The organism is Acidovorax cavernicola, from assembly GCF_003581445.1.
Genome location: NZ_QXMN01000004.1, coordinates 148,441 through 167,895, shown reverse-complemented (window position 1 = coordinate 167,895; position 19,455 = coordinate 148,441). Strand labels below are relative to the sequence as shown.

At 69.1% G+C, this 19,455-nt stretch carries 19 protein-coding genes; 11 read left to right on the top strand and 8 right to left on the bottom strand.

Features of this window, described 5'->3' with window-relative positions:
- Positions 1-5: 5 nt before the first annotated feature.
- Together D3H34_RS06725 and D3H34_RS06720 are read right to left on the bottom strand one after the other, a co-directional pair.
- Entirely contained in the window at positions 6-974 is a 969-nt protein-coding gene (locus D3H34_RS06725) for a Bug family tripartite tricarboxylate transporter substrate binding protein (protein WP_119552666.1), read from the bottom strand.
- Positions 975-1,029: 55 nt separating this feature from the next.
- The gene (locus D3H34_RS06720; RefSeq protein WP_119552665.1) at positions 1,030-2,184 is read right to left on the bottom strand and encodes a CaiB/BaiF CoA transferase family protein; all 1,155 of its coding nucleotides are present in this window, start codon (positions 2,182-2,184) and stop codon (positions 1,030-1,032) included.
- Between the two features lie 141 nt (positions 2,185-2,325).
- Here D3H34_RS06720 and D3H34_RS06715 point away from each other — a divergent pair, with 141 nt between their 5' ends.
- The 8 genes from D3H34_RS06715 to D3H34_RS06680 all read left to right on the top strand — a co-directional run bounded on the left by D3H34_RS06715 (position 2,326) and on the right by D3H34_RS06680 (position 8,726).
- Complete coding sequence (locus tag D3H34_RS06715) at positions 2,326-3,228, top strand: LysR family transcriptional regulator (protein WP_147400391.1); 903 nt, start codon at positions 2,326-2,328, stop codon at positions 3,226-3,228.
- 34 nt (positions 3,229-3,262) lie between these two features.
- A complete protein-coding gene (locus D3H34_RS06710; RefSeq protein WP_119552663.1) occupies positions 3,263-4,015 on the top strand; it encodes a glutamine amidotransferase in 753 nt (250 codons plus the stop codon).
- A 97-nt stretch (positions 4,016-4,112) separates the two neighbouring features.
- Positions 4,113-4,751, top strand: a complete 639-nt coding sequence (locus D3H34_RS06705) for a CDP-alcohol phosphatidyltransferase family protein (protein ID WP_119552662.1) — start codon at positions 4,113-4,115, stop codon at positions 4,749-4,751.
- Between the two features lie 40 nt (positions 4,752-4,791).
- Entirely contained in the window at positions 4,792-5,373 is a 582-nt protein-coding gene (locus D3H34_RS06700; RefSeq protein ID WP_119552661.1) for a glutathione S-transferase family protein, read from the top strand.
- Positions 5,374-5,410: 37 nt separating this feature from the next.
- Positions 5,411-6,076 carry a histidine phosphatase family protein gene (locus tag D3H34_RS06695; protein WP_119552660.1) on the top strand — a complete coding sequence of 222 codons (666 nt, stop codon included), beginning with the start codon at positions 5,411-5,413 and terminating at the stop codon, positions 6,074-6,076.
- 52 nt (positions 6,077-6,128) lie between these two features.
- Entirely contained in the window at positions 6,129-7,091 is a 963-nt protein-coding gene (locus D3H34_RS06690; RefSeq protein ID WP_119552659.1) for a DnaJ C-terminal domain-containing protein, read from the top strand.
- A gap of 2 nt (positions 7,092-7,093) precedes the next feature.
- Positions 7,094-7,408, top strand: coding sequence for a chaperone modulator CbpM (locus D3H34_RS06685; protein ID WP_119552658.1), 315 nt, complete (start codon positions 7,094-7,096; stop codon positions 7,406-7,408).
- Positions 7,409-7,649: 241 nt separating this feature from the next.
- Entirely contained in the window at positions 7,650-8,726 is a 1,077-nt protein-coding gene (locus tag D3H34_RS06680) for a M48 family metalloprotease (RefSeq protein ID WP_119552657.1), read from the top strand.
- 18 nt (positions 8,727-8,744) lie between these two features.
- Here D3H34_RS06680 and D3H34_RS06675 read toward each other — a convergent pair whose 3' ends face one another.
- The gene (locus D3H34_RS06675) at positions 8,745-10,493 is read right to left on the bottom strand and encodes a dipeptidase (RefSeq protein WP_119552656.1); all 1,749 of its coding nucleotides are present in this window, start codon (positions 10,491-10,493) and stop codon (positions 8,745-8,747) included.
- Between the two features lie 48 nt (positions 10,494-10,541).
- On the opposite strand from D3H34_RS06675, the gene D3H34_RS06670 reads away from it, so the two are divergent.
- Positions 10,542-11,126, top strand: a complete 585-nt coding sequence (locus D3H34_RS06670) for a DNA-3-methyladenine glycosylase I (protein ID WP_119552655.1) — start codon at positions 10,542-10,544, stop codon at positions 11,124-11,126.
- Between the two features lie 96 nt (positions 11,127-11,222).
- On the opposite strand, the gene D3H34_RS06665 is transcribed toward D3H34_RS06670, so the two are convergent.
- From D3H34_RS06665 to metE, 3 genes are all read right to left on the bottom strand, one after another.
- Positions 11,223-11,567 carry an alpha/beta hydrolase gene (locus D3H34_RS06665; RefSeq protein ID WP_119552654.1) on the bottom strand — a complete coding sequence of 115 codons (345 nt, stop codon included), beginning with the start codon at positions 11,565-11,567 and terminating at the stop codon, positions 11,223-11,225.
- A gap of 197 nt (positions 11,568-11,764) precedes the next feature.
- Positions 11,765-12,520: a hypothetical protein gene (locus D3H34_RS06660; RefSeq protein ID WP_286185486.1), complete on the bottom strand. Its 756-nt coding sequence runs from the start codon at positions 12,518-12,520 to the stop codon at positions 11,765-11,767.
- A 135-nt stretch (positions 12,521-12,655) separates the two neighbouring features.
- Entirely contained in the window at positions 12,656-15,001 is a 2,346-nt protein-coding gene (gene metE / locus D3H34_RS06655; protein WP_119552652.1) for a 5-methyltetrahydropteroyltriglutamate--homocysteine S-methyltransferase, read from the bottom strand.
- Between the two features lie 100 nt (positions 15,002-15,101).
- On the opposite strand from metE, the gene D3H34_RS06650 reads away from it, so the two are divergent.
- Both D3H34_RS06650 and D3H34_RS06645 read left to right on the top strand, forming a co-directional pair.
- The gene (locus D3H34_RS06650; RefSeq protein WP_119552651.1) at positions 15,102-16,028 is read left to right on the top strand and encodes a LysR family transcriptional regulator; all 927 of its coding nucleotides are present in this window, start codon (positions 15,102-15,104) and stop codon (positions 16,026-16,028) included.
- Positions 16,029-16,125: 97 nt separating this feature from the next.
- On the top strand, positions 16,126-17,397 hold the full coding sequence (locus D3H34_RS06645) for an MFS transporter (RefSeq protein WP_119552650.1): 1,272 nt from the start codon (positions 16,126-16,128) through the stop codon (positions 17,395-17,397).
- Here D3H34_RS06645 and mmsB read toward each other — a convergent pair.
- Together mmsB and D3H34_RS06635 are read right to left on the bottom strand one after the other, a co-directional pair.
- Positions 17,382-18,278 carry a 3-hydroxyisobutyrate dehydrogenase gene (mmsB, locus tag D3H34_RS06640; RefSeq protein WP_119552649.1) on the bottom strand — a complete coding sequence of 299 codons (897 nt, stop codon included), beginning with the start codon at positions 18,276-18,278 and terminating at the stop codon, positions 17,382-17,384. The genes D3H34_RS06645 and mmsB overlap by 16 nt on opposite strands.
- A 48-nt stretch (positions 18,279-18,326) precedes the next feature.
- Entirely contained in the window at positions 18,327-19,445 is a 1,119-nt protein-coding gene (locus D3H34_RS06635; RefSeq protein WP_119552648.1) for an enoyl-CoA hydratase/isomerase family protein, read from the bottom strand.
- Between the last annotated feature and the right edge of the window lie 10 nt (positions 19,446-19,455).

The window sequence follows — 19,455 nt, the reverse complement described above, 5'->3', positions numbered from 1 at the left end:
ACGGCTCACTCGGGCTCGATGCCGGCGGCGCGGATCACGCGGCCCCACTTCTGCGATTCGGCGGCCTGGAACTGCGCCAGTGCCTCGGGCGTGCCGGTGGCGGCCTCGCCGCTGGAGATGGCCTGGTAGGCGACGATGGCGGGCGAAGCCGAGACCTTCACCAGCATTTCATTGAGCTTGCGCGTGATGGCTGCCGGCGCACCAGGCGGCAGGTAGACCGCCGTCCAGTACGACATGTCGTAGCCCTTCACGCCCGCCTCGGCCACGGTGGGCAATGCGGGCACGGCGGCCAGGCGCTTGTCGCCGCTCACGGCCAGCGCGCGCAGCTTGCCGCTCTTGACGTGCGGCAGCGCGGTGGGCGCGTCGGCGAACATGAAGTCGACCTGTCCGCCCAGCAGGTCGGTGATGGCCATCGGGTTGCTCTTGTAGGGCACGTTCACCATGTCGATGCCCGCCATCTGCTTGAGCAGTTCGCTCGCCACGCGGCTCGAAGAGCTGCCGCTGCCGAAGTTGAGCTTGCCCGGCGACTTCTTCGCCGCCGCCACGAGATCGGCCACCGACTTGATCGGCGAATCGGCCCCGACCAGCAGCAGCATGTGGCCCTTGGACAGCAGAGCGACCGGGGTGAAGTCCTTCACCGGGTCGTAGGGCAGCTTCTTGAACAGGTGCTCGTTGGCGGCGTGCGTGGTGTTGGTGGTCATCAGCAGGGTGTAGCCGTCGGGGGTGGCCTTGGCAACGTACTGCGCGGCAAGGAAGCCGCTGGCGCCTGCGCGGTTCTCCACGATCACCGGCACCTTGTATTCGGCGGTCAGCGCCTGCGCGATGCTGCGCGCCTGCTGGTCGGTGCCGCTGCCGGCCGCGAAGGGCACGACGACGGTGAGGGGCTTGGCGGGATAGGTCTCGGCATGGGCGAAGCCGGCGGTCGCGACGGCGAAGGCCAGAGCCGCGCCGAGGCGGAAGATCGAAGTGCGCATGGGTGATGTCTCCGGTGGAATGTCGTTCTTGGAAAAGGGAAATGCGTACGGTCGCTCAGACGTCGTCGCCGTGCGGCACCGGCGGCGCGCCGAACGCCGCGTTGTGCTCGCCCAGCCGGGGCGCGACCGCGCGCAGCGCGGGCCGCACGCCGTCGATGGACATCGGCAGCGCGGTCAGGCGGAAGTCTTCGCCCGGCACGGGTTGCAGCATGCCGAGCGCCTCGACCTGCGGATGCGCGACGGCCTCGGGCACCGTGTGCACCGGCGCGCAGGGCACGCCGGCGGTGGTGAAGCGCGTCATCCATTCGGCACGGGTGCGCGCGCGCAGCAGCGGGCCGATCTGCTCGAACAGCGCCGCCTTGTGCTGCAGCCGCTGGCGGTTGCCGGCAAAGCGCGCGTCGGTGGTCCAGTCGTCGCGCCCGAGCTCGTGGGCGAACTTGGCGAAGAGCCGGTCGTTGCCGCAGCAGATCAGGAGCGGCGCATCGGCGGTGTCGAAAGCCTCGTACGGGACGAAGCCCGGGTGGCCCGAGCGGTGGCGGTCGGGCAGCCGGCCTTCGTTGACGTAGGCATCGGCCTTCTGGCCGGTCCAGACCAATGCAGTCTCCAGCAGCGAGGTGCTCACCACGCCGCCCTGGCCCGTCTGGTGGCGCCGCTGCAGCAGCGCCAGCGCACCGATCACGGCCCACATGCCGGTGCCCTGGTCGCAGACCGAGGCGCCGGTGCGCATCGGCGGATCGTCGGGCCCACCGTTGATGCTCGACAGCCCGCTGAAGGCCTGGATCAGCGGCTCGTAGCCCGGCTGCATGCGCAGCGGTCCGGTGTGGCCGAAGGCGGAGATCTCGCAATAGATGAGCCGCGGATGGCGCGCACACAGCGACGGGCCGTCGATGCCCATCGACTGCGTGACGCCCGGCCGCAGGTTGTGGATGAGGATGTCGGCACCGGCCGCGAGCGTCTCGAAGGCGGCCATGCCTTCGGCGCTCTTCAGGTCGATGGCAACCGAGCGCTTGCCGCGGTTGAACACGTGGAAGTTGAGCGCATCGCCGTGGCGGAATGCCGGGCCCATGTGTCGCGCGTCGTCGCCGCCTTCGGTGCGTTCGAGCTTCACCACGTCGGCGCCGAGGTCGGCCAGGATCGCGCCCGCGAAAGGGCCCGCGAGCACCTGCCCGAGTTCGAGCACCCGGATGCCTTCCAGAATTTGGGGGGTCATGTCGGCGAAGCCCGTGGGCTCCTTGTCTCCGTTGTATCGATGCAGGAGTCTGGCCGCCACGCATTGATATGAGAAGAACAATATTCCTATATCTGTGATAACTTGGATGGATCAATTCACAGGTGTCCAGGAGCCCCGTTCTTGCGAGTCGACATCACGCTGCAGCAGCTCGAGGCCTTCGTCGAAGTCGCGAAGACCACCAACTTCCGCGCCGCCGCGCAGGCCTTGCACGTCTCGCAGCCGGCGCTGAGCCGCACGGTGCGCATCGTCGAAGACCTGGTGGGCGCGCGCCTGTTCGACCGCGACACGCGGCACGTCGAACTCACGCCGGCCGGTCGCGAGCTGCTGCCGATCGCGCTGCGCATCCTGGAGAACTTCAACAGCTCGTTCAGCGAGCTCTCGCAGTTCCTCGAAGGCCGCAGCGGGCACCTGACCATCGCGGCGCTGCCCTCCACCGGTGTGGCATTGCTGCCCAATGCCATTGCAGAGTTTCGCCAGCAGCATCCGCAGGTGCAGTTCTCGCTGATCGAAGGGCCGGCCGACGCGGTGCGCGCCGCCGTGGACGAAGGCCGCGCCGATTTCGGCCTCAGCGTGCGCCCCGGCCCGCACGAGCCCATGCTCTACCGGCACCTGCGCGACGACCCGTTCGTGCTGCTGTGCCGGCGCGACGACCCGCTGGCCACGCGCGCCTCGGTGTCGTGGTCGGTGTTCGCGACGCGGCCCTTCATCGCGAGCAGCTTCCAGAGCAGCATCCGGCCGATCACCGACGCCGCCTTCCTGCAGCGCGGCCTGCCGGTGCAGCCGGCGCTCGAATACCCGAGCGTGGCCGTGGCGGGCGCGCTCGTCGCGGCCGGGCTGGGGCTCACCGCCCTGCCCCGGCTCGCCCTGCAGCTGTCGCAGAACGACGAGCTGGCCACCGTGCCGCTGCAGCGCCCGGTGATGTCGCGGCCCATCGGGCTGGTCACGCGCGCGGGGCGTTCGCCTTCGCCGGTGGGCCGTGCTTTCATGGACTTGCTGCACCGTCGGGAATCGGCCGCGAGCTGAACCGGGCGCGCCGCGCTGCGGCATCATCGACACCATGCACAGCACGCCCCCGTATCCCCTGGTCATCGTCAAGCTCGGTGACACCCATGACGCGCTGCGCGAACGCCGCGGCGACTTCGAGCACTGGATCGCCGACGGCCTCGGCACGCAGACCCTGCCCCTGGCCGTGGTCGACCCGCGCCGCGGCGACACGCTGCCCGCGCCCGACCAGGTCGCGGGCGTGGTCGTCACCGGCTCGCACGCGATGGTGTCGCACCGCGAGCCCTGGAGCGAAACCACCGCCGCCTGGCTCGCCGACGTGGTCGCCCGCGAAACGCCCGTGCTCGGCATCTGCTACGGCCACCAGCTGCTCGCGCACGCGCTCGGCGGCGAGGCGGGCAACCATCCGCAAGGGCCGGAGGTCGGCACCGTCACCGTCACGCTCGATGCGGCGGCCGCCGACGATGCCTTGCTGGGCGGGCTGCCCGCGCAGTTCCCGGCGCAGGCGATCCACTGGCAGAGCGCGCTGCGCCTGCCCGAGGGCGCGGTGCGGCTGGCCCACAGCGCGCACGAGCCGGTGCATGCCTTCCGCGTGGGCGCGCAGGCCTGGGGCCTGCAGTTCCACCCCGAGTTCGATGCCGAGACCATGGGCGGCTACATCGAACTGCTGGCCCGTGACCTCGCCTCGGACGAACTCGATGCCGCGGCGCTGCGCGAGGGCGTGCGGCCCACGGGCGCGGCGGCGGGCCTGCTCGGGCGCTTCGCGCGGATCGTCGAGACGAAGGCACAGGCGCAGCAGAGCGCCTGACACCGCCGCCACGGCTGACGGGGCGTCGGCGCACGACTACAAAAGGCGGGCCGCGCTTGGGTTAAGGTGCGGTTCCTTTCGCAGCTTTCCCCGCCTCATGACCTCGCCTTCGCCCACGCCAGCCCGCAAGCATTTCTCGATGATCCGCGGCTTCCACCTGGCCGACGTGTTCACGCTCGGCAACGCGGCCTGCGGCGTCGGCGCGGTGTTCTTCGCGATGGCCTTCATGAAGAGCCAGTCGCTCGCACATTTCTACTGGGCCGCGGCGCTCGCTCCGGCGGCCTTCATCTTCGACGTGCTCGACGGCCGCATCGCGCGCTGGCGCCAGACCCAGTCGGCACTCGGACGCGAACTCGATTCGCTGGCCGACGTGATCTCGTTCGGCGTGCTCCCGGCCGCGCTGGGTTTCGCGGCGGGCCTGGACGGCGGCTGGGACTGCGCGGTGCTCATCTACTTCGTCGGCTGCGGCGTGAGCCGGCTCGCACGCTTCAACGTGACAGCCGAAGCACTCTCGGCCGGCGGCGACAAGGTGAAGTACTTCGAAGGCACGCCGATCCCGACCAGCGTGGTGCTGGTGGGCGTGCTCGCCTACGCCGCCTCGAAGGGTGCCATCGGCGCCAACGTGTGGGGCGGCGCCTGGATGCTCGGCCCCTGGCAGCTGCACCCGCTGGTGCTGCTGTTCGCGCTCTCGGGCACGCTGATGATCAGCAAGACGCTGCGCATTCCCAAGTTCTAGTTCTGGCTCTTCCTCCCCCAAACGCCCCCAGGAGATCCGCATGACGATGAAGTTGTATTTCGACCCACGCAGCCGTGCGCAGGTCGCCAAGTGGATGCTCGACGAGGCCGAGGTCGACTACGAAATCGTGCCCACCCTCATCAAGGAGGGCGCCCACAAGCGCCCCGAGTTCCTGAAGATCAACCCCGCCGGCAAGCTGCCCGCGCTGGTCGACGGCCGCACGCGCCTTTTCGAAAACGCGGCCATCTGCATGTACATCGCCGAGAAGTACCCCGGCAAGCGGCTGGCGCCGGCCGTGGGCACGCCCGAGCGCGGACGCTACCTGTCGCTCATGGTCTATTCGACCGCGCAGCTCGAACCCGCCATGGGCGACAGCCTGCTGAAGATCAAGACCAACAACAGCGCACGCGGCTGGACCGATTTCGAGCACGCCAAGGACGCCGTCGAACGCGAACTCGGCGACGGCCCCTACCTGTTCGGCGCGCAGTTCACCGCAGCCGACGTGATGATCGGCTCGATGCTCATCTGGCACCGCGCTTTCGGCGGGCGCTCCAACCGGCCGAAACTCGACGCCTACATCCACCGGCTGCAGGCCCGGCCGCGGGGCATGAAGTTCGGCTGAAACCGGCGCGCCATCGTTCCCCGGCAGAATTGCGGCCATGTCCCAGGCCACACCCACCTCCCCCACCGTCCATGTCGCCCACAACGCGGCCGGCATCGACCTCTTGATCCGCCTGGCCGCCGAGCAGCCGCTCGCCCCGGCCTGCGATCACTTCTACTTCCTGCGCCACGGCCAGACCGGGCGCAACGCACTGCGCGTCTTCCAGGCACCCGATGAACCGCTGAGCGCGCTCGGCGAGCAGCAGGCACTGCAGGCAGCCGAGCTGCTGGTCGGCGAGCCGATCGGCGCCATCGTGTGCAGCGACGCGCGCCGCGCCTTCGACACCGCCCACACCGTGGCGCGCGCCCTGAACCTGGTGCCCACCGCGCACGAGAACCTGCGCGAGCGCAACTTCGGCGCGCTCATCGGCACCTCGTCGGCGAACATCGACTGGGCCTGCGAGCCCGAAGGCGGCGAGACGCTGGCGCAGTTCGTCGACCGCAAGCGCGCAGCACTGGGCGCCGCGCTCGCGGCGCAGCCGGCCCCGGTGCTGGTGGTGGCGCACGGCGGCACGCTCTATGCGCTGGCCGCGCTGCTGGGCGTGACGGTCGATTCGAGCATCTTCGGCAACGCGCAACCCTTGCGCTTCACACGTGCCGGCCCCACATGGGCCGTGACGCCGCTGCAACAGCGGCAAGCCGACGGCGAAGCAGCCCTGGCCTGACCTGGTTCCTGGCTGCCCCGTACGCCGTCCCTGAAAGGAATCGCCACCCACCATGGAATTCAAGGACTACTACAGCGCACTGGGCGTCGAGCGCACCGCGTCCGACGACGAGGTCCGCAAGGCCTATCGCAAGCTCGCCCGCAAGTACCACCCCGACGTCAGCAAGGAGCCCGACGCCGAGCAGCGCATGCGCGACATCAACGAGGCCAAGGACGTGCTCGGCGACAAGGAAAAGCGCGCCGCCTACGACGCGCTGGCCGACCGCGTCGCGCGCGGCGGCCGGCCCGAAGGCGACTTCCAGCCTCCGCCCGGCTGGGACACCGGCTACGAGTTCCACCGCGGCCCGCGCCAGGGTCCGGCCGACCATGCCGACTTCAGCGAGTTCTTCTCGTCGATGTTCGGCGACGCCGAGCGGCGCGGGGCCACGCGGCAGAACTACCGCGCACGCGGCGAGGACCACCACGCGGCCATCGAGATCACGCTGGAAGACGCGCTGAACGGCATCGAGCGCGAGCTCACGCTGCGCGCCCAGGTGATCGACGCGCAAGGTCATCCGCAGTGGGAGAACCGCACGCTCAGCGTGAAGATCCCGCCCGGCGTGCACCCCGGCCAGTTCATCCGCCTCGCGGGGCAAGGCATGCCCGGCCACGGCGGCGAGCCGGCGGGCGACCTGTACCTCGAAGTACGCATCGCGCCGCACAAGCTCTACCGCGTGGAAGAGCGCGACCTGTACATGACGCTGCCCATCACCCCGGCCGAAGCCGCGCTGGGCGCCAAGGTGGAGGTGCCCACGCCGACCGGCGGCGTGGTCGAGGTCACGGTGCCGCCGAATGCGCGCGGCGGCATGAAGTTGCGCCTCAAGGGCCGCGGCTTCGCGGGCAAGACGCCCGGCGACCTGTACCTGCTGCTCGAGATCGCGTTGCCGCCCGCCGACAGCGAGGCCGCGCGCAACGCCTACGCACAGCTGGCACAGGCGACCTCCTCGTTCAATCCCCGCCAGCACCTGGGAGTCTGAGCATGGCGAACTTCTCATCCGTCACCACCACCATCGGCGTCTCGCACCCGCTGGCCGCCAACGAACTGGCGCACGCCTGCGGCGCCGACACCGCCTGGGTCGTGCAGCTGGTCGAAGTAGGCATCGTGCAGGTCGACACCAGCGACGCCCCCCCCGAGCGCTGGGCGTTCTCCAGCGCCGACCTGCAACACGCGCTCGAAGCTCGCCGGCTCGAACGCGACTTCGGCGTGAACCTCGATGCCGCCGCGCTGATCCTCGACCTGCAGCACGAGGTGCGCCGGCTCAAGGCGGTGCTGCAGGCGCACGGCGTGGGCTGACGCACGACGTGGGCTGACGCGTGCCCCGCGCGGCGCAAGCAGCGCCTGCGATTCAGGCAACCTTCATCTGATCTTCAGCTTGAGGCGCACCCGCGCTTCCACAATGCCGGGCGGGCGTGACACCTCGCCTTGCCCGGAAATCCCGACCGCCGTCGTCGTCGAGAAATCCCTCCCGCCCTGATCGAATCAGGGGATCACGTTCGCACATCGCTGCGAACGCTTGCCAGTGCCTCTTGAGCGGATGAACAAGCCTCGTCTTTCCTTCTTCCCGGCGTGCGCGTCGATCGCGGCCACCTTCGCCCTCTCGGCCTGCGCCACGGCCATCCGGCCGTCCAGCGACGATCCGGACGTCGTGCAGGAACAGGCCCTGCAGCAGTCGATGTCGCTGAACCAGCGCATGACCCTGCAGCGCCGGCTCGACGACGTGGCGATCCCGCTCATGGAACACAGCGCGCCGTTCTGCGGCGGCGACGTGCGCGCGAGCCTGGGTGCGCACATCGCCAGCCTGTGGAGTTTCGAGAAGGAAGAGCGCGCGGCGGCGAAGCAGTCCCTGCGCCTGGACGACCGGCTGACCGTGCTGTGGACGCTCGACAGGAAGCAGGCGCCGGCCACCCCCTTGCGCGCCGGGGACATCCTGCTCTCGGTCAACGACAAACCGCTGCCCGCCGGCGAGAAGGGGATCGACCGTCTCAACGACGTTCTGCTCGACGCCGTGCGCGCCAAGTCCGGAGCGCGCGAGGGCTGGCTGGAGGCTGTGGTGCAGCGCGACGGCCAATCGACGGCGCTGCGCCTGCCCTACGTCGCGGCGTGCAACTACTCGGCCATTGCCCGGATGAAGAACGAGGTCCACGCACAGAACGACGGGCACGAGATCATCGTCAACTCGGCGCTGATGAGCTTTTTTCCCGACAACCGCGACCTGGCGATCATCCTCGGACACGAGCTGGCCAACGGCGTGCTGTCCCATGGCGGGAAGGCCCGGGCGGTGGGCATCGCAGCCGGCATCGTGGACGGCGCCCTGGGCGGCACCGGGCTGGCGGAAGAAGCGCTCTCGTCGCCCTTCTCGCAGCAGTTCGATGCGGAGGCCGACTACCTCGGCCTCTACATGGTGGCCGCATCGGGCTACGACATCGACGGCGCCGAGAAGATCTGGCGTGAGCTCGGCGTACACACCGCCGGCGCAAGGAAGAAGGGATTCCTCAGCGCCCCGCCGACCTCCGCCAAGCGCTTCGTCGCGATGCGGCGCACCATCGCGGAGATCCTGTCCAAGAAGAAAAACGGGGCACCCCTGGTGCCCCTTGCGAAGTCGAAGTCCTGATCGCCAGGGAGTTGGCCCCTACTGCATCTGCTGCAGGTTGCCGATGCGCACCAGCATCTCGGTGAACATCTGCATGTCGGCGTCGAGGTCGGGCACTTCCTTGTATTCCTTGGCGTTGTGCGCCGTGTACTTCTTGCCGGGCATGGCGGGGCCGAAGTTGATCGCGTTGGGCATCAGCTTGGCCGTCGTGCTGCCGGCGGTGGGCACGGGCTTGGCCTCGAGGCCGGTGGTGTCGCCGAAGATGTTGAGCAAGGTCGAGAGCCACGCGCCCTTCGGGTCGCGCGCCATCCAGTTGCCCTGGTCGTAGGCCAGCTCGAGCTTCACCTGGCTGGCCGTGGCCCAGCCGTTCACCTTCGCCGTGACCTGCGCCTTCAGTTCGTCGGGCGTGCGACCGCGCGGCATGCGCACGTTGGCCGTCACCTCGACGCGACCGTCGGCGCCCATGCGCACCAGCGTGGGCGACATCGTGAGCGGGCCCATGAAATCGTCCTGGTAGCCCAGCCCCATCTTCTCGCCGAGGTAGCCGGTGCCGTAGAGCGCATCGATGTACTGCACGGCCCGCAGGTAGGGATTGGCGGCCAGCGGCACGCCGGACTCCTTCAGGAACAGCGCCAGGCGCGGCACGGGGTTCACGCCCTCTTCCGGCCGCGAGCCGTGGGCCGAGGTGCCCGTGACCTTCAGTTCGATGGCCTCGGCGCCGCGCGCGATGTCGATCGCGAACTTGCCACCCTGGCCTTCGTACTTGCGCACGAAGGCAGCCTTGGCGGCGTCGAGCTTCGCGGCCACGGCCGCGAGGTCGCCGCCCTTGAGCGTGGCGGTCGCGGTCTGCGGGATCGCGTTGGTCGAGGCGGCGCCGCTCATCGCGGTGATGGCCGTCGTGGCCGTCGCGGCAGGGTCGGTCGCTTCCGCGGGGAAGAACACCTTCAGCGCGCCCGAGCCCTTCTCGGCCACGACCGCGGGGTACTTGCTGTCGAGCACGATGTTGTAGGCCGGCAGCGGCGTCTTGTTGCGGTAGTACTGCATCGCATCGCCGCCGGTTTCCTCGGTGGTCTCGATCATCAGGCGCACGCCGCGCTCGACGGGCAGGCCGCTGTCCTTCACGGCCTTCATGGCGTAGAGCACGGCCGCGATGGAGCCCTTGTCGTCGATGGTGCCGCGCCCGTAGAGGAAGTCGCCCACGCGCGTCATCGCGAAGGGGTCCAGGCGCGTACCGTCGTCGAGCACCCATTCGGAGAGCACGGCTGGCACCACGTCGGCGTGCGTGAGGATGCCGAACTCCTCGCTGCCCCGGCCCTTCAGGGTCACTTCGAAGATGCGCCCGTCGACATTGCGATAGCCGAGCCCGAAGTCCTTCGCCATCTTCTCGACCAGGTGGCCGAACGCGACCATCGGCGGGCTCTCGTGCGGCGGCACCTGCACGTTGCGCACCGTGGGCAAGGCCACCATCGTGCCGATGCTGGCGATCACGGCCTTCTGGTTCTGCAGCCGGTTGTACAGGCCGAGCAGGCGCGCGATGTTGACGAGGTCGTCGCCCGCCAGCGCCTTGCCGCCGCTGTAGGCCGCGACGCTGGCCTGCACCCCGGGCTGGGCCTGGGCCGCCTGCACCAGGAAGGCCTTGAAGTCGGGCGCCGTGCGGCCGCCCTTCCAGGCGGCGGCGAGCTGGTCGAGCGCGGGCTTCTTCAGGGTCTCGGCACCGACAGGAACACCAACGGCAAGCGCCGCGAGGGCCAGCGAAAGCGCCGACAATGAAAAACGAAACTGCTGCATCAGGGTCACCCCCTCATTCCGAAAACATCCCCCGACGATAGCCGAGCCATGCCCCACGACGACAGCCCTTCTTCGCCCCAGCGATGCGCCTGGGCCCGCACCGATCCGCTGCTGGCCAGCTACCACGACGCCGAATGGGGCGTGCCCGAACGCGACAGCCGCGCGCTATGGGAAAAACTGATGCTCGACGGCTTCCAGGCCGGCCTGTCGTGGCTCACCATCCTGCGCAAGCGCGACGCCTTCCGCGCGGCCTTCGAAGGCTTCGTGCCCGAGACGGTGGCGCGCTTCACACCGGCCGACGTCGAGCGCCTGATGCAGGACGCGGGCATCGTGCGCTCGCGCGCGAAGATCGAAGCCGCCATCGGCAACGCCAAGGCCTACCTCGCAATGCAGGCAGCGGGCGAAGACTTCTCCGATTTCGTCTGGGGCCTGGCGGGCGGCCAGCCGGTCGTCAACACCACGGGGCACGTGCCCACGCAGACGCCGCTGTCCGAGGTGATGTCAAAAGCCTTGAAGCAGCGCGGCTTCAAGTTCGTCGGCCCGGTGATCGTCTATGCCTGGATGCAGGCCACGGGCATCGTCGACGACCACGCACCCGACTGCCACTGCCATCGCAGCCACCGCCGCGCCTGATCCGGACAGGCATGAAAAAACCGGACGGTGCTTTCGCACGGTCCGGCTTCTTCGGGTGGTGGTCTTTTCAACCGAGGCGGCTCACGCCGCCGTCGATCACAGGCCAGCCTGGCGCGTGAATTCGCGGGCTTGCGCGGGGATCACGCTGCCGACGAAGGCTTCGCGCTTCAGGTTCTGGCCCGGAGCGTGAGCCGTTGCGACGGCTTGGCTGCGCACGGTGGCGCGGTCCACCGACGACGCCAGCACGGGGGCCACGCTGGCCGACACGGCGTCGCTGTATTCGTTGCCGGCGCGGGCAGCGGCGGCGGCTTGCGGTGCCACGTCGGCACGGCTGTAGCCGGAGGTCACGGCGTGCACGCCTTCATAGGTCTCTGCGTGGGCGGCGCCAGCGGCGGCGAGCAGGGACAGAGCGGCGGCGGCGAGGATGTTCGAGGTCTTCATTTCAATTCCTTCTTGATCGGGCTTTGGATGGCCTGAAGTGTGCGCCGAATTCCAAGGGTAAACCCCAGTCATTCTGAATCGCAGTGTTCACGGAATTGAAACAATCACGGGGAACTTTCCGACATGCGGGGTCGGCGCGCCGTTTTTTCGTACAAAACCCTGCAAGTCTGCAAACTTTTGCGCTCTTCCGTCAAGTCTCAGGGCCGACCCCAGGTGCGCACCAGCGTGCGGATGGCGACCGCGCCGCTGCCCTTGACCTCGGCGCGATAGCTGCCGAGCAGCGCTTCGCGCTCGGCTGCGGCCTGCGGTTCATTACGCCAGGCGAGCAACGCAGCCACATCGGCGTCGGGCAGCGCCAGGAGCAGCGCCTGCGTGACCAGCTTTTCGAACTCGCGCGCCACGGTCATGAGATTGCGCGGCCGCGGCGACGTGACACCGCGCGACCACAGCGAATCGAGCGCCGTGTCGAGCGTGCGATCGGGCAGCGAGCTGAACTGGGCAACATTGCCGCGCGCCAGCTGCTTGACCACTGCGCTCATGAGCAGCTGGCTCGAAAAATCGATCTCGCGCGCCTCGGCCACCGTCATGCGCGACAGCAGTTCGATGCGCGCGGCGTCGGCCGGTCGCGCATGTTGCTGATGAAAGAAGGCCACCTTGGCGCCTTCGTCCATCGCGGCATAGTCGGCGCGCAGCTTGGCCAGGCGCGCCACGGCCTCCAGCACCTGGGGCCCCGGCGCGGCAGCGCCCTGCCCGGCCGCCGCCACGTCCTGCCGGATCGCGGCGACCGAGGCATTGACATCGAAGGCGCGCCCGGCCGCCACGTCGAGCGACTGCAAGGCCTTGTCAGCGATGGCCAGGTCCGGCGGTTCCAGCAGTTCGCGCGCACCGCGCGACACGGCGCCGGGACCGTAGGCGTTCTGGTAGCGCGCCTGCACGCCCTCGAACTGGAGCAAGGCTTGCGCGCGGTCCTGCGCCCACCCCGTCAAGGGGGCAAGAAGCAACGACAGCAACAGGACGCAACGAGGCGATGACAGGCGGGAAAACAGCGACATCCCGCATTATTGGCACGCCGCCATCCCGCCCTCTTTTCAAGCCTGCGCCAGCTCCTCGCGCAGCAGCTTCGCGGCCGCGACCATGTTCGACAGCGCCGCCTCGGTTTCGGGCCAACCGCGGGTCTTGAGGCCGCAGTCGGGGTTGATCCAGAGGTTCTCGCCCGGCACCACCTGCGCGGCCTTGCGCATGAGGCGCACGATCTCGTCGACCGAGGGCACGCGCGGCGAGTGGATGTCGTACACGCCCGGACCGATCTCGTTCGGATAGCGGAAGCCGCCCACGTTGTTCTCCCCACCGAAACCTCGCAGCAGTTCCATGTCGGAGCGGCTGGTCTCGATGGTGATCACGTCGGCGTCCATCGCAGCGATCTCCGGCAGGATGTCGTTGAACTCCGAATAGCACATGTGCGTGTGGATCTGCGTCTCGTCGCGCACGCCCGAGGCGCTGATGCGGAAGGCGCGCGTGGCCGCCTTCAGGTACGCCGGCCAGCCCGCGCGGCGCAACGGCAAGCCTTCGCGGATCGCAGGCTCGTCGATCTGGATGATGCCGATGCCCGCGGCCTCGAGGTCGTTCACCTCGTCGCGGATCGCCCACGCGATCTGCTCGCAGGTGGTGGCGCGCGGCTGGTCGTCGCGCACGAAGGACCACTGCAGGATGGTCACGGGGCCGGTCAGCATGCCCTTCATCGGCAGCTTGGTGAGACTCTGCGCGTAGGCCGTCCATTCGACCGTCATCGGCGCCGGGCGCGCCACGTCGCCGAAGATCACCGGCGGCTTCACGCAGCGCGAACCGTACGACTGCACCCAGCCGTTGGCCGTGAAGGCGAAACCGTCGAGCTGTTCGCCGAAGTACTCGACCATGTCGTTGCGCTCCGCTTCGCCGTGCACCAGCACGTCGATGCCGAGTTCTTCCTGCTTGCGCACGGCGAGTGCGATCTCGGCGCGCATCTTCTCGCGGTAGCCGGCGGCATCGAGCTCGCCGCGCTTGAAGGCGGCACGCGCTGCGCGAATGTCTCCGGTCTGCGGGAACGAGCCGATGGTGGTGGTCGGCAGCGCGGGCAATGCGAAGCGCGTGCGCTGCACCTGCTGGCGCTGCGGGAAGGAAGACACACGGCGGTCGTCGCCGGCCACGCTGCGCGCCAAGCGCAGCGCCACATCGGCGCGGTGCACGCGCGGGCTGGCGCGGCGCGCAGCCACGGCGGCGCGGGCGGCGGTGAGTTCGGCGGCCACCGAAGCCTCATCGCCATCGACAGCCGCGCGCAGCACGCGCAGCTCGTCGAGCTTCTCGATCGCGAAGGCGAGCCACGAGGTCAGCTCGGTGTCGAGCTTCGTCTCGGCCGCGAGGCTGAACGGCACATGCAGCAGCGAGCACGACGGCGCAATCCAGAGCTCGCCCTGATGCTTTTCGGCCACCGGCTTCAGCTTGTCCAGCGCCGCATCGACGTCGGTGCGCCAGATGTTGCGGCCATCGACCACGCCGACCGACAGCACCTTGTGCGCCGGCAGCCAGTCGGCCACGCCGGTCAGTTCCTGCGGCGCGCGCACGGCATCGACATGCAGGCCGGCCACAGGCAACTGGCACGCCAGGCGCAGGTTCTCCGACAGTGGCGAGAAGTAGCTCGCCAGCAGCAGCTTCGGCGCATTGCGCGCGAGCTGCCAGTAGACGCGCTCGAAGGCGTTGCGCCAGGCCTCGGGCAGGTCGAGGCCGAGGATGGGCTCATCGACCTGCACCCACTCCACACCCTGCTGCTTGAGCCGGCCGAGCACCTGTTCGTACACCGGCAGCAGCGATTCGAGCAGCGAGAAGCGATCGAAGTCCGGCGCCTTCTCCTTGCCCAGGTACAGGAAGCTCAACGGCCCGAGCAGCACGGTCTTGACCGCATGCCCGGCCTGATGCGCCTGCGCGACCTCGTCGAAGAGGCGCGTCGATGCGAGCGCAAACCGGGTGTCGGCCTTGAACTCGGGCACGAGGTAGTGGTAGTTGGTGTCGAACCACTTGGTCATTTCCAACGCGAAGGTGCCTTCGGCGCCGTGGTTGCAGCTGGCGTCGTGCACATGGCCGGCCTCGTCTTCCACGCCGCGTGCCATCTTGAAGTAGCGCGACAGTTCGGGCTCGTCGCCGCTGAAGTCGAAGCGTGCCGGCTCGCAGCCCAGCAATTGGATGTGGTTGGCTACGTGGTCATAGAACGCGAAGTCGCCCACCGTCACGAAGTCGAGCCCCGCGTCGCGCTGCGCCTGCCAGTGGCGTGCGCGCAGTGCCTCGCCGACGGCTTCGAGCGCGGCATGGTCGATCTCGCCACGCCAGTGCTTCTCGAGGGCGAACTTGAGTTCCCGGTGGGCGCCCATGCGCGGAAAGCCGAGGATGTGGGTACGGGTGGTCATTGCAGGTTATCCGGTCGCTGATCTTGGAAACCGTCGATGGTCGGTGTTTGAGGAATATGATTCAAACGAAACCTTTTGCCCGTTCGCTTGAATCATTTTCATGATGCAGTCCATCCTTGAAATCCGTCATCTGCGCACGCTGACCGCGCTGCGCGACACCGGCAGCCTGGTGCGTGCGGCGCAGCTGCTCAACCTCACGCAGTCGGCGCTGTCGCACCAGATCAAGCTGCTGGAAGACCGCTACGGCGCGCAGCTGTTCGAGCGCAAGTCGGTGCCACCGCAGTTCAGCACCACGGGGCTGCGGCTGCTGCAGCTGGCCGACACCGCGCTGCCGCTCGTCGAGGAGGCCGAACGCGACGTGGCACGGCTCGCGCTCGGGCGCAGCGGCCAGCTGCGCATCGTGGTCGAGTGCCACACCTGCTTCGACTGGCTGATGCCTGCGATGGACGCCTTTCGCCAGCGCTGGCCCGAGATCGAGCTGGACATCGTCTCGGGCTTCCACCCCGACCCGATCGCGCTGGTGATGCAGAACCGCGCCGAGGTGGCGATCGTCTCCGAAGAAGACCCGGACGAGAGCGTGGACTACCACGCGCTGTTCCGCTTCGAGATCGTGGCGCTGCTGGCCAACGACCATGCGCTCACGAACAAGACCCACCTCACGGCACGCCACTTCGCCGACCAGACGCTCATCACCTACCCCGTGCCCGACGAGATGCTCGACATCGTGCGGCAGGTGCTGGCGCCTGCCGGCGTGGAGCCCGCGCACCGGCGCACGACCGAACTCACGGTGGCGATGCTGCAGCTGGTGGCGAGCGGGCGCGGCGTGGCGACGCTGCCGCTGTGGGCGGTGCAGAACTACCTCGACCGCGGTTACGTCACCGCGCGCCGCGTGGGCGCAAAGGGACTCACAGGGCGGCTCTACATGGCCTGCACGCAGGCGACCTCGGCGCGGCCGTGGCTGGACGACTTCGTGCGCGTCACGCGCGAGAGCTGCTTCAAGAGCCTGCCGGGAATCGAGTTATTGTGACGCCATAGGAGTAGCGATGACGGGAGGATCACGTCCGAATCCGGCCAGTGCATGCGGGTGCACGGCCTGAAGATCGACCACCACCACGGATTGACCGATGACATCCCCGAACACGCTCGATACCTCCACCGCCCGGCCCCCGCGCCACCGCTTCTTCCACGGCTGGCTCGTGGTCGCCGGCGCCTTCGCCGTCATGTTCGTGGGCTTCGGCTGCGCCTATACCTTCAGCGCCTTCCTCGAGGCACTGCAGCACGACTTCGGCGCCTCGCGCGGCGAGGTATCTCTGGTGTTCTCGCTCGCGGGCTTCCTGTACTTCGGGCTGGGCGTGTTCAGCGGTCCGCTCGCCGACCGCTGGGGCGCGCGGCGGCTCGCGATCGCGGGCATGGTGTTCGTGGGCCTCGGGCTGGTGCTTGCGAGCCAGGCACGCAGCCTGACGCAGATCTTCTGGGCCTACGGGCTCGGTGTCGGCCTGGGCGTGGGCGCCTCATATGTGCCGGTGCTGGGCGCGGTGCAGCGCTGGTTCGTGCGCCAGCGCGGCTTCGCCTCGGGGCTGGCCGTGAGCGGCATCGGCGTCGGCACGCTGGCGATGCCGCCGCTGGCCTCGTGGCTCATCGACACGCTGGGCTGGCGCGATGCCTACCTCGCGCTCGGCGTGCTCGCGGCCGTGGTCGGCGTGGGCATGGCGCTGCTGGTCGAGAACGACCCGCGCACACGCGGTCTCGGCCCCGACGGCGATCCGCCAAAGGCGCTCGCGTCCACCGCACTGCCGCCCGGCGCCTCGGTGCGCGAGGCCGTGGGCTCGGGCCGGTTCGCCGGGCTGTACGCGGCCTGTCTGATCAGCTCGTTCGGCTTGTTCGTGCCCTTCGTGCACCTGGTGCCCTACGCGCTCGACCACGGCGTGGCCGCATCGTCGGCGGTGCTGCTGCTGGGTGCGATCGGCGTCGGCAGCACGGCGGGACGCTTCTTCCTCGGCGGGCTGGCCGACCGCATGGGCCGGCACTACGCGCTGCCGCTGATGTCGGCGGGGATGGCGCTGTCGCTGGTGGTGTGGGCGATGTCGGGCGGGCTCTGGGGCCTGGCGCTCTTCGCCTTCGCCTACGGCGTGTTCTACGGCGGCTTCGTGGCACTGCTGCCCGCGCTGGTGATGGACTGGTTCGGCGGGCGCCACATCGGCGCGATCATCGGCATCCTCTATACCAGCGTCGCGATCGGCACGCTGATCGGCCCGAGCGCCGCGGGCTTCGCCTTCGACCTCACGCGCAGCTACCTGCTGCCGATCCTCGTGGCCATCGGCGCGAATGTCGTGGCGGCCGGCCTGCTGCTCGCGATGGCGCAGCGCGGCCGGCGCGCCGTTCAGTCGGCCTTCTGAACCAGTTTCAGCACGCTCGAGAAATCGAGCGCGCCGTGGCCCGCGAGGCTGTGCGCCGCGTACAGGCTGCGCGCCAGGCCGCCCAGCGGCGTGGCCGCGCGAACGGCGGTGGCGTTCTCCTGGGCCAGGCCCAGGTCCTTGAGCATCAGGTCGGTGCCGAAGCCGCCGGCGTAGTTCTTCGAGGCGGGTGCGGCTTCCATCACGCCGGGCACGGGGTTGTACTTTTCCAGCGCCCAGTTGCCACCCGAGCTGCGGCGCATGATCTCGGACAGCACCTTCGGGTCGAGCCCGTTGGCCACGCCCAGTGCCAGCGCTTCCGACGTGCCGATCATCAAGATGCCGAGCAGCATGTTGTTGCAGATCTTGGCGGTCTGGCCCGCACCGGCCGCGCCGGCGTGGAAGATGTTGGCGCCCATCTTCTCGAGCACCGGGCGCGCGCGCTCCAGGTCTTTCGTCTCGCCGCCGACCATGAAGGTCAGCGTGCCGGCGATCGCACCACCCGTGCCGCCAGACACCGGCGCGTCGATCATCGCGACGCCCTTGGCAGCGGCCGCCTCGGCCACCTTGCGCGAGGTCGCGGCGGCGATGGTGCTGCTGTCGATCACGAGCGTGCCGGCCTGGATGCTGTCGAGCAGGCCGGGCTTGCCAGCACCGCCGAGGAACAGGCCCTCGACGTGCGCGCTGGCCGGCAGCATGCTGATGACCACCTCGGCGCCCGCCACCGTCTCGGCGGCCGACTTGGCGATCGGCAGGCCCTCGGCGCCGAACTTCTTGCAGGCCTCGGCCGAGAGGTCGAAGGCGCTGACCGTGTGGCCGGCCTTGTGCAGGTTCAGGGCCATCGGGCCGCCCATGTTGCCCAGGCCGATGAATGCGATCTTCATGTGTGTTGTCTCCGTTGTTCTGTGCAGGGGATGTGAAGTCGGGTCAGGTCAGACCAGCGACGCCAGCTCGGCCGGCATCTCGCCGCGCGGGCGCAGGTGGTCTTCGACGAAAGCGGGCGTGATCTCTTCGAGCGTGGCGGGGTTCCAGCGTGGGTTGCGGTCCTTGTCGACCAGCACGGCGCGGATGCCTTCGGCGAAATCCTTGTTCGCGCAGAAACCCAGCGAGGCCCAGTATTCGAGGCGGAACACCTCGGCCAGCGACATGCGCGGCACGCGCTGCCAGAGTTCGAAGCTCAGCGCGATGGAACTCGGTGCGCCTTTGACGAAGGTCTTGGACGCGGTCTGCAGCCAGGCATCGTCGCTTTGCAGGTCGCGCAGACGCTTCGCGATGTCCAGCAGGTCGTCGCCGGCCATCAGCGCGTTGATGGTGTCGTAGTGCTCGCGCACCTTCGACGCGGGCATCTCCGCGCCCTCGCCCGCCTGGGCCAGGATGCGCGACAGCGTGGCGCGGTCGGCCCGGGCGTCGCCACCGGCCCACTGCGTGGACGCGATGGCCGCGAGCACGTCGGCCTTGCGCTCCTGCGGCACCAGCACGTCGGCCAGGCCGCAGAAGATGGTGTCGTGCGCGTTGATGTTGGCGGCCGTGAGCGCCAGGAACAGGCCCGTGCGGCCCGGCGTGCGGCGCAGGAACCAGCTGCCGCCCACGTCGGGGTACAGGCCGATGTTGATCTCGGGCATGGCGATGCGGCTTTGCAACGTCATCACGCGATGCGAAGCGCCCGCCAGCAGGCCCACGCCGCCGCCCATCACGATGCCGTGGCCCCAGCACAGGAAGGGCTTGGGGAAGGTGTGGATCAGGTGGTCGAGCTCGTACTCCTCGCGGAAGAAGTCTTCGGCGTAGGTGTTGCGTTCGGGGCCGCAGTCGAGCAGCGTCTGGTAGAGCTGGCGCAGGTCGCCGCCGGCGCAGAAGGCCTTCTCGCCCGCCGCGTCGAGCAGCACGCCGACGATGCCGGCATCGGCCGCCCATTCGCGCAGCTTGGGCGTGAGCAGGCGCACCATCGCCACCGAGAGCGAGTTGAGCGATGCCGGCGAATTGAGCGTGGCCACGCCGAAGCGCTGGCCGCCGGCGGTCTTGATTTCGTTGAAGAGAACTACGTTGTCTGTCATGTCATTCACG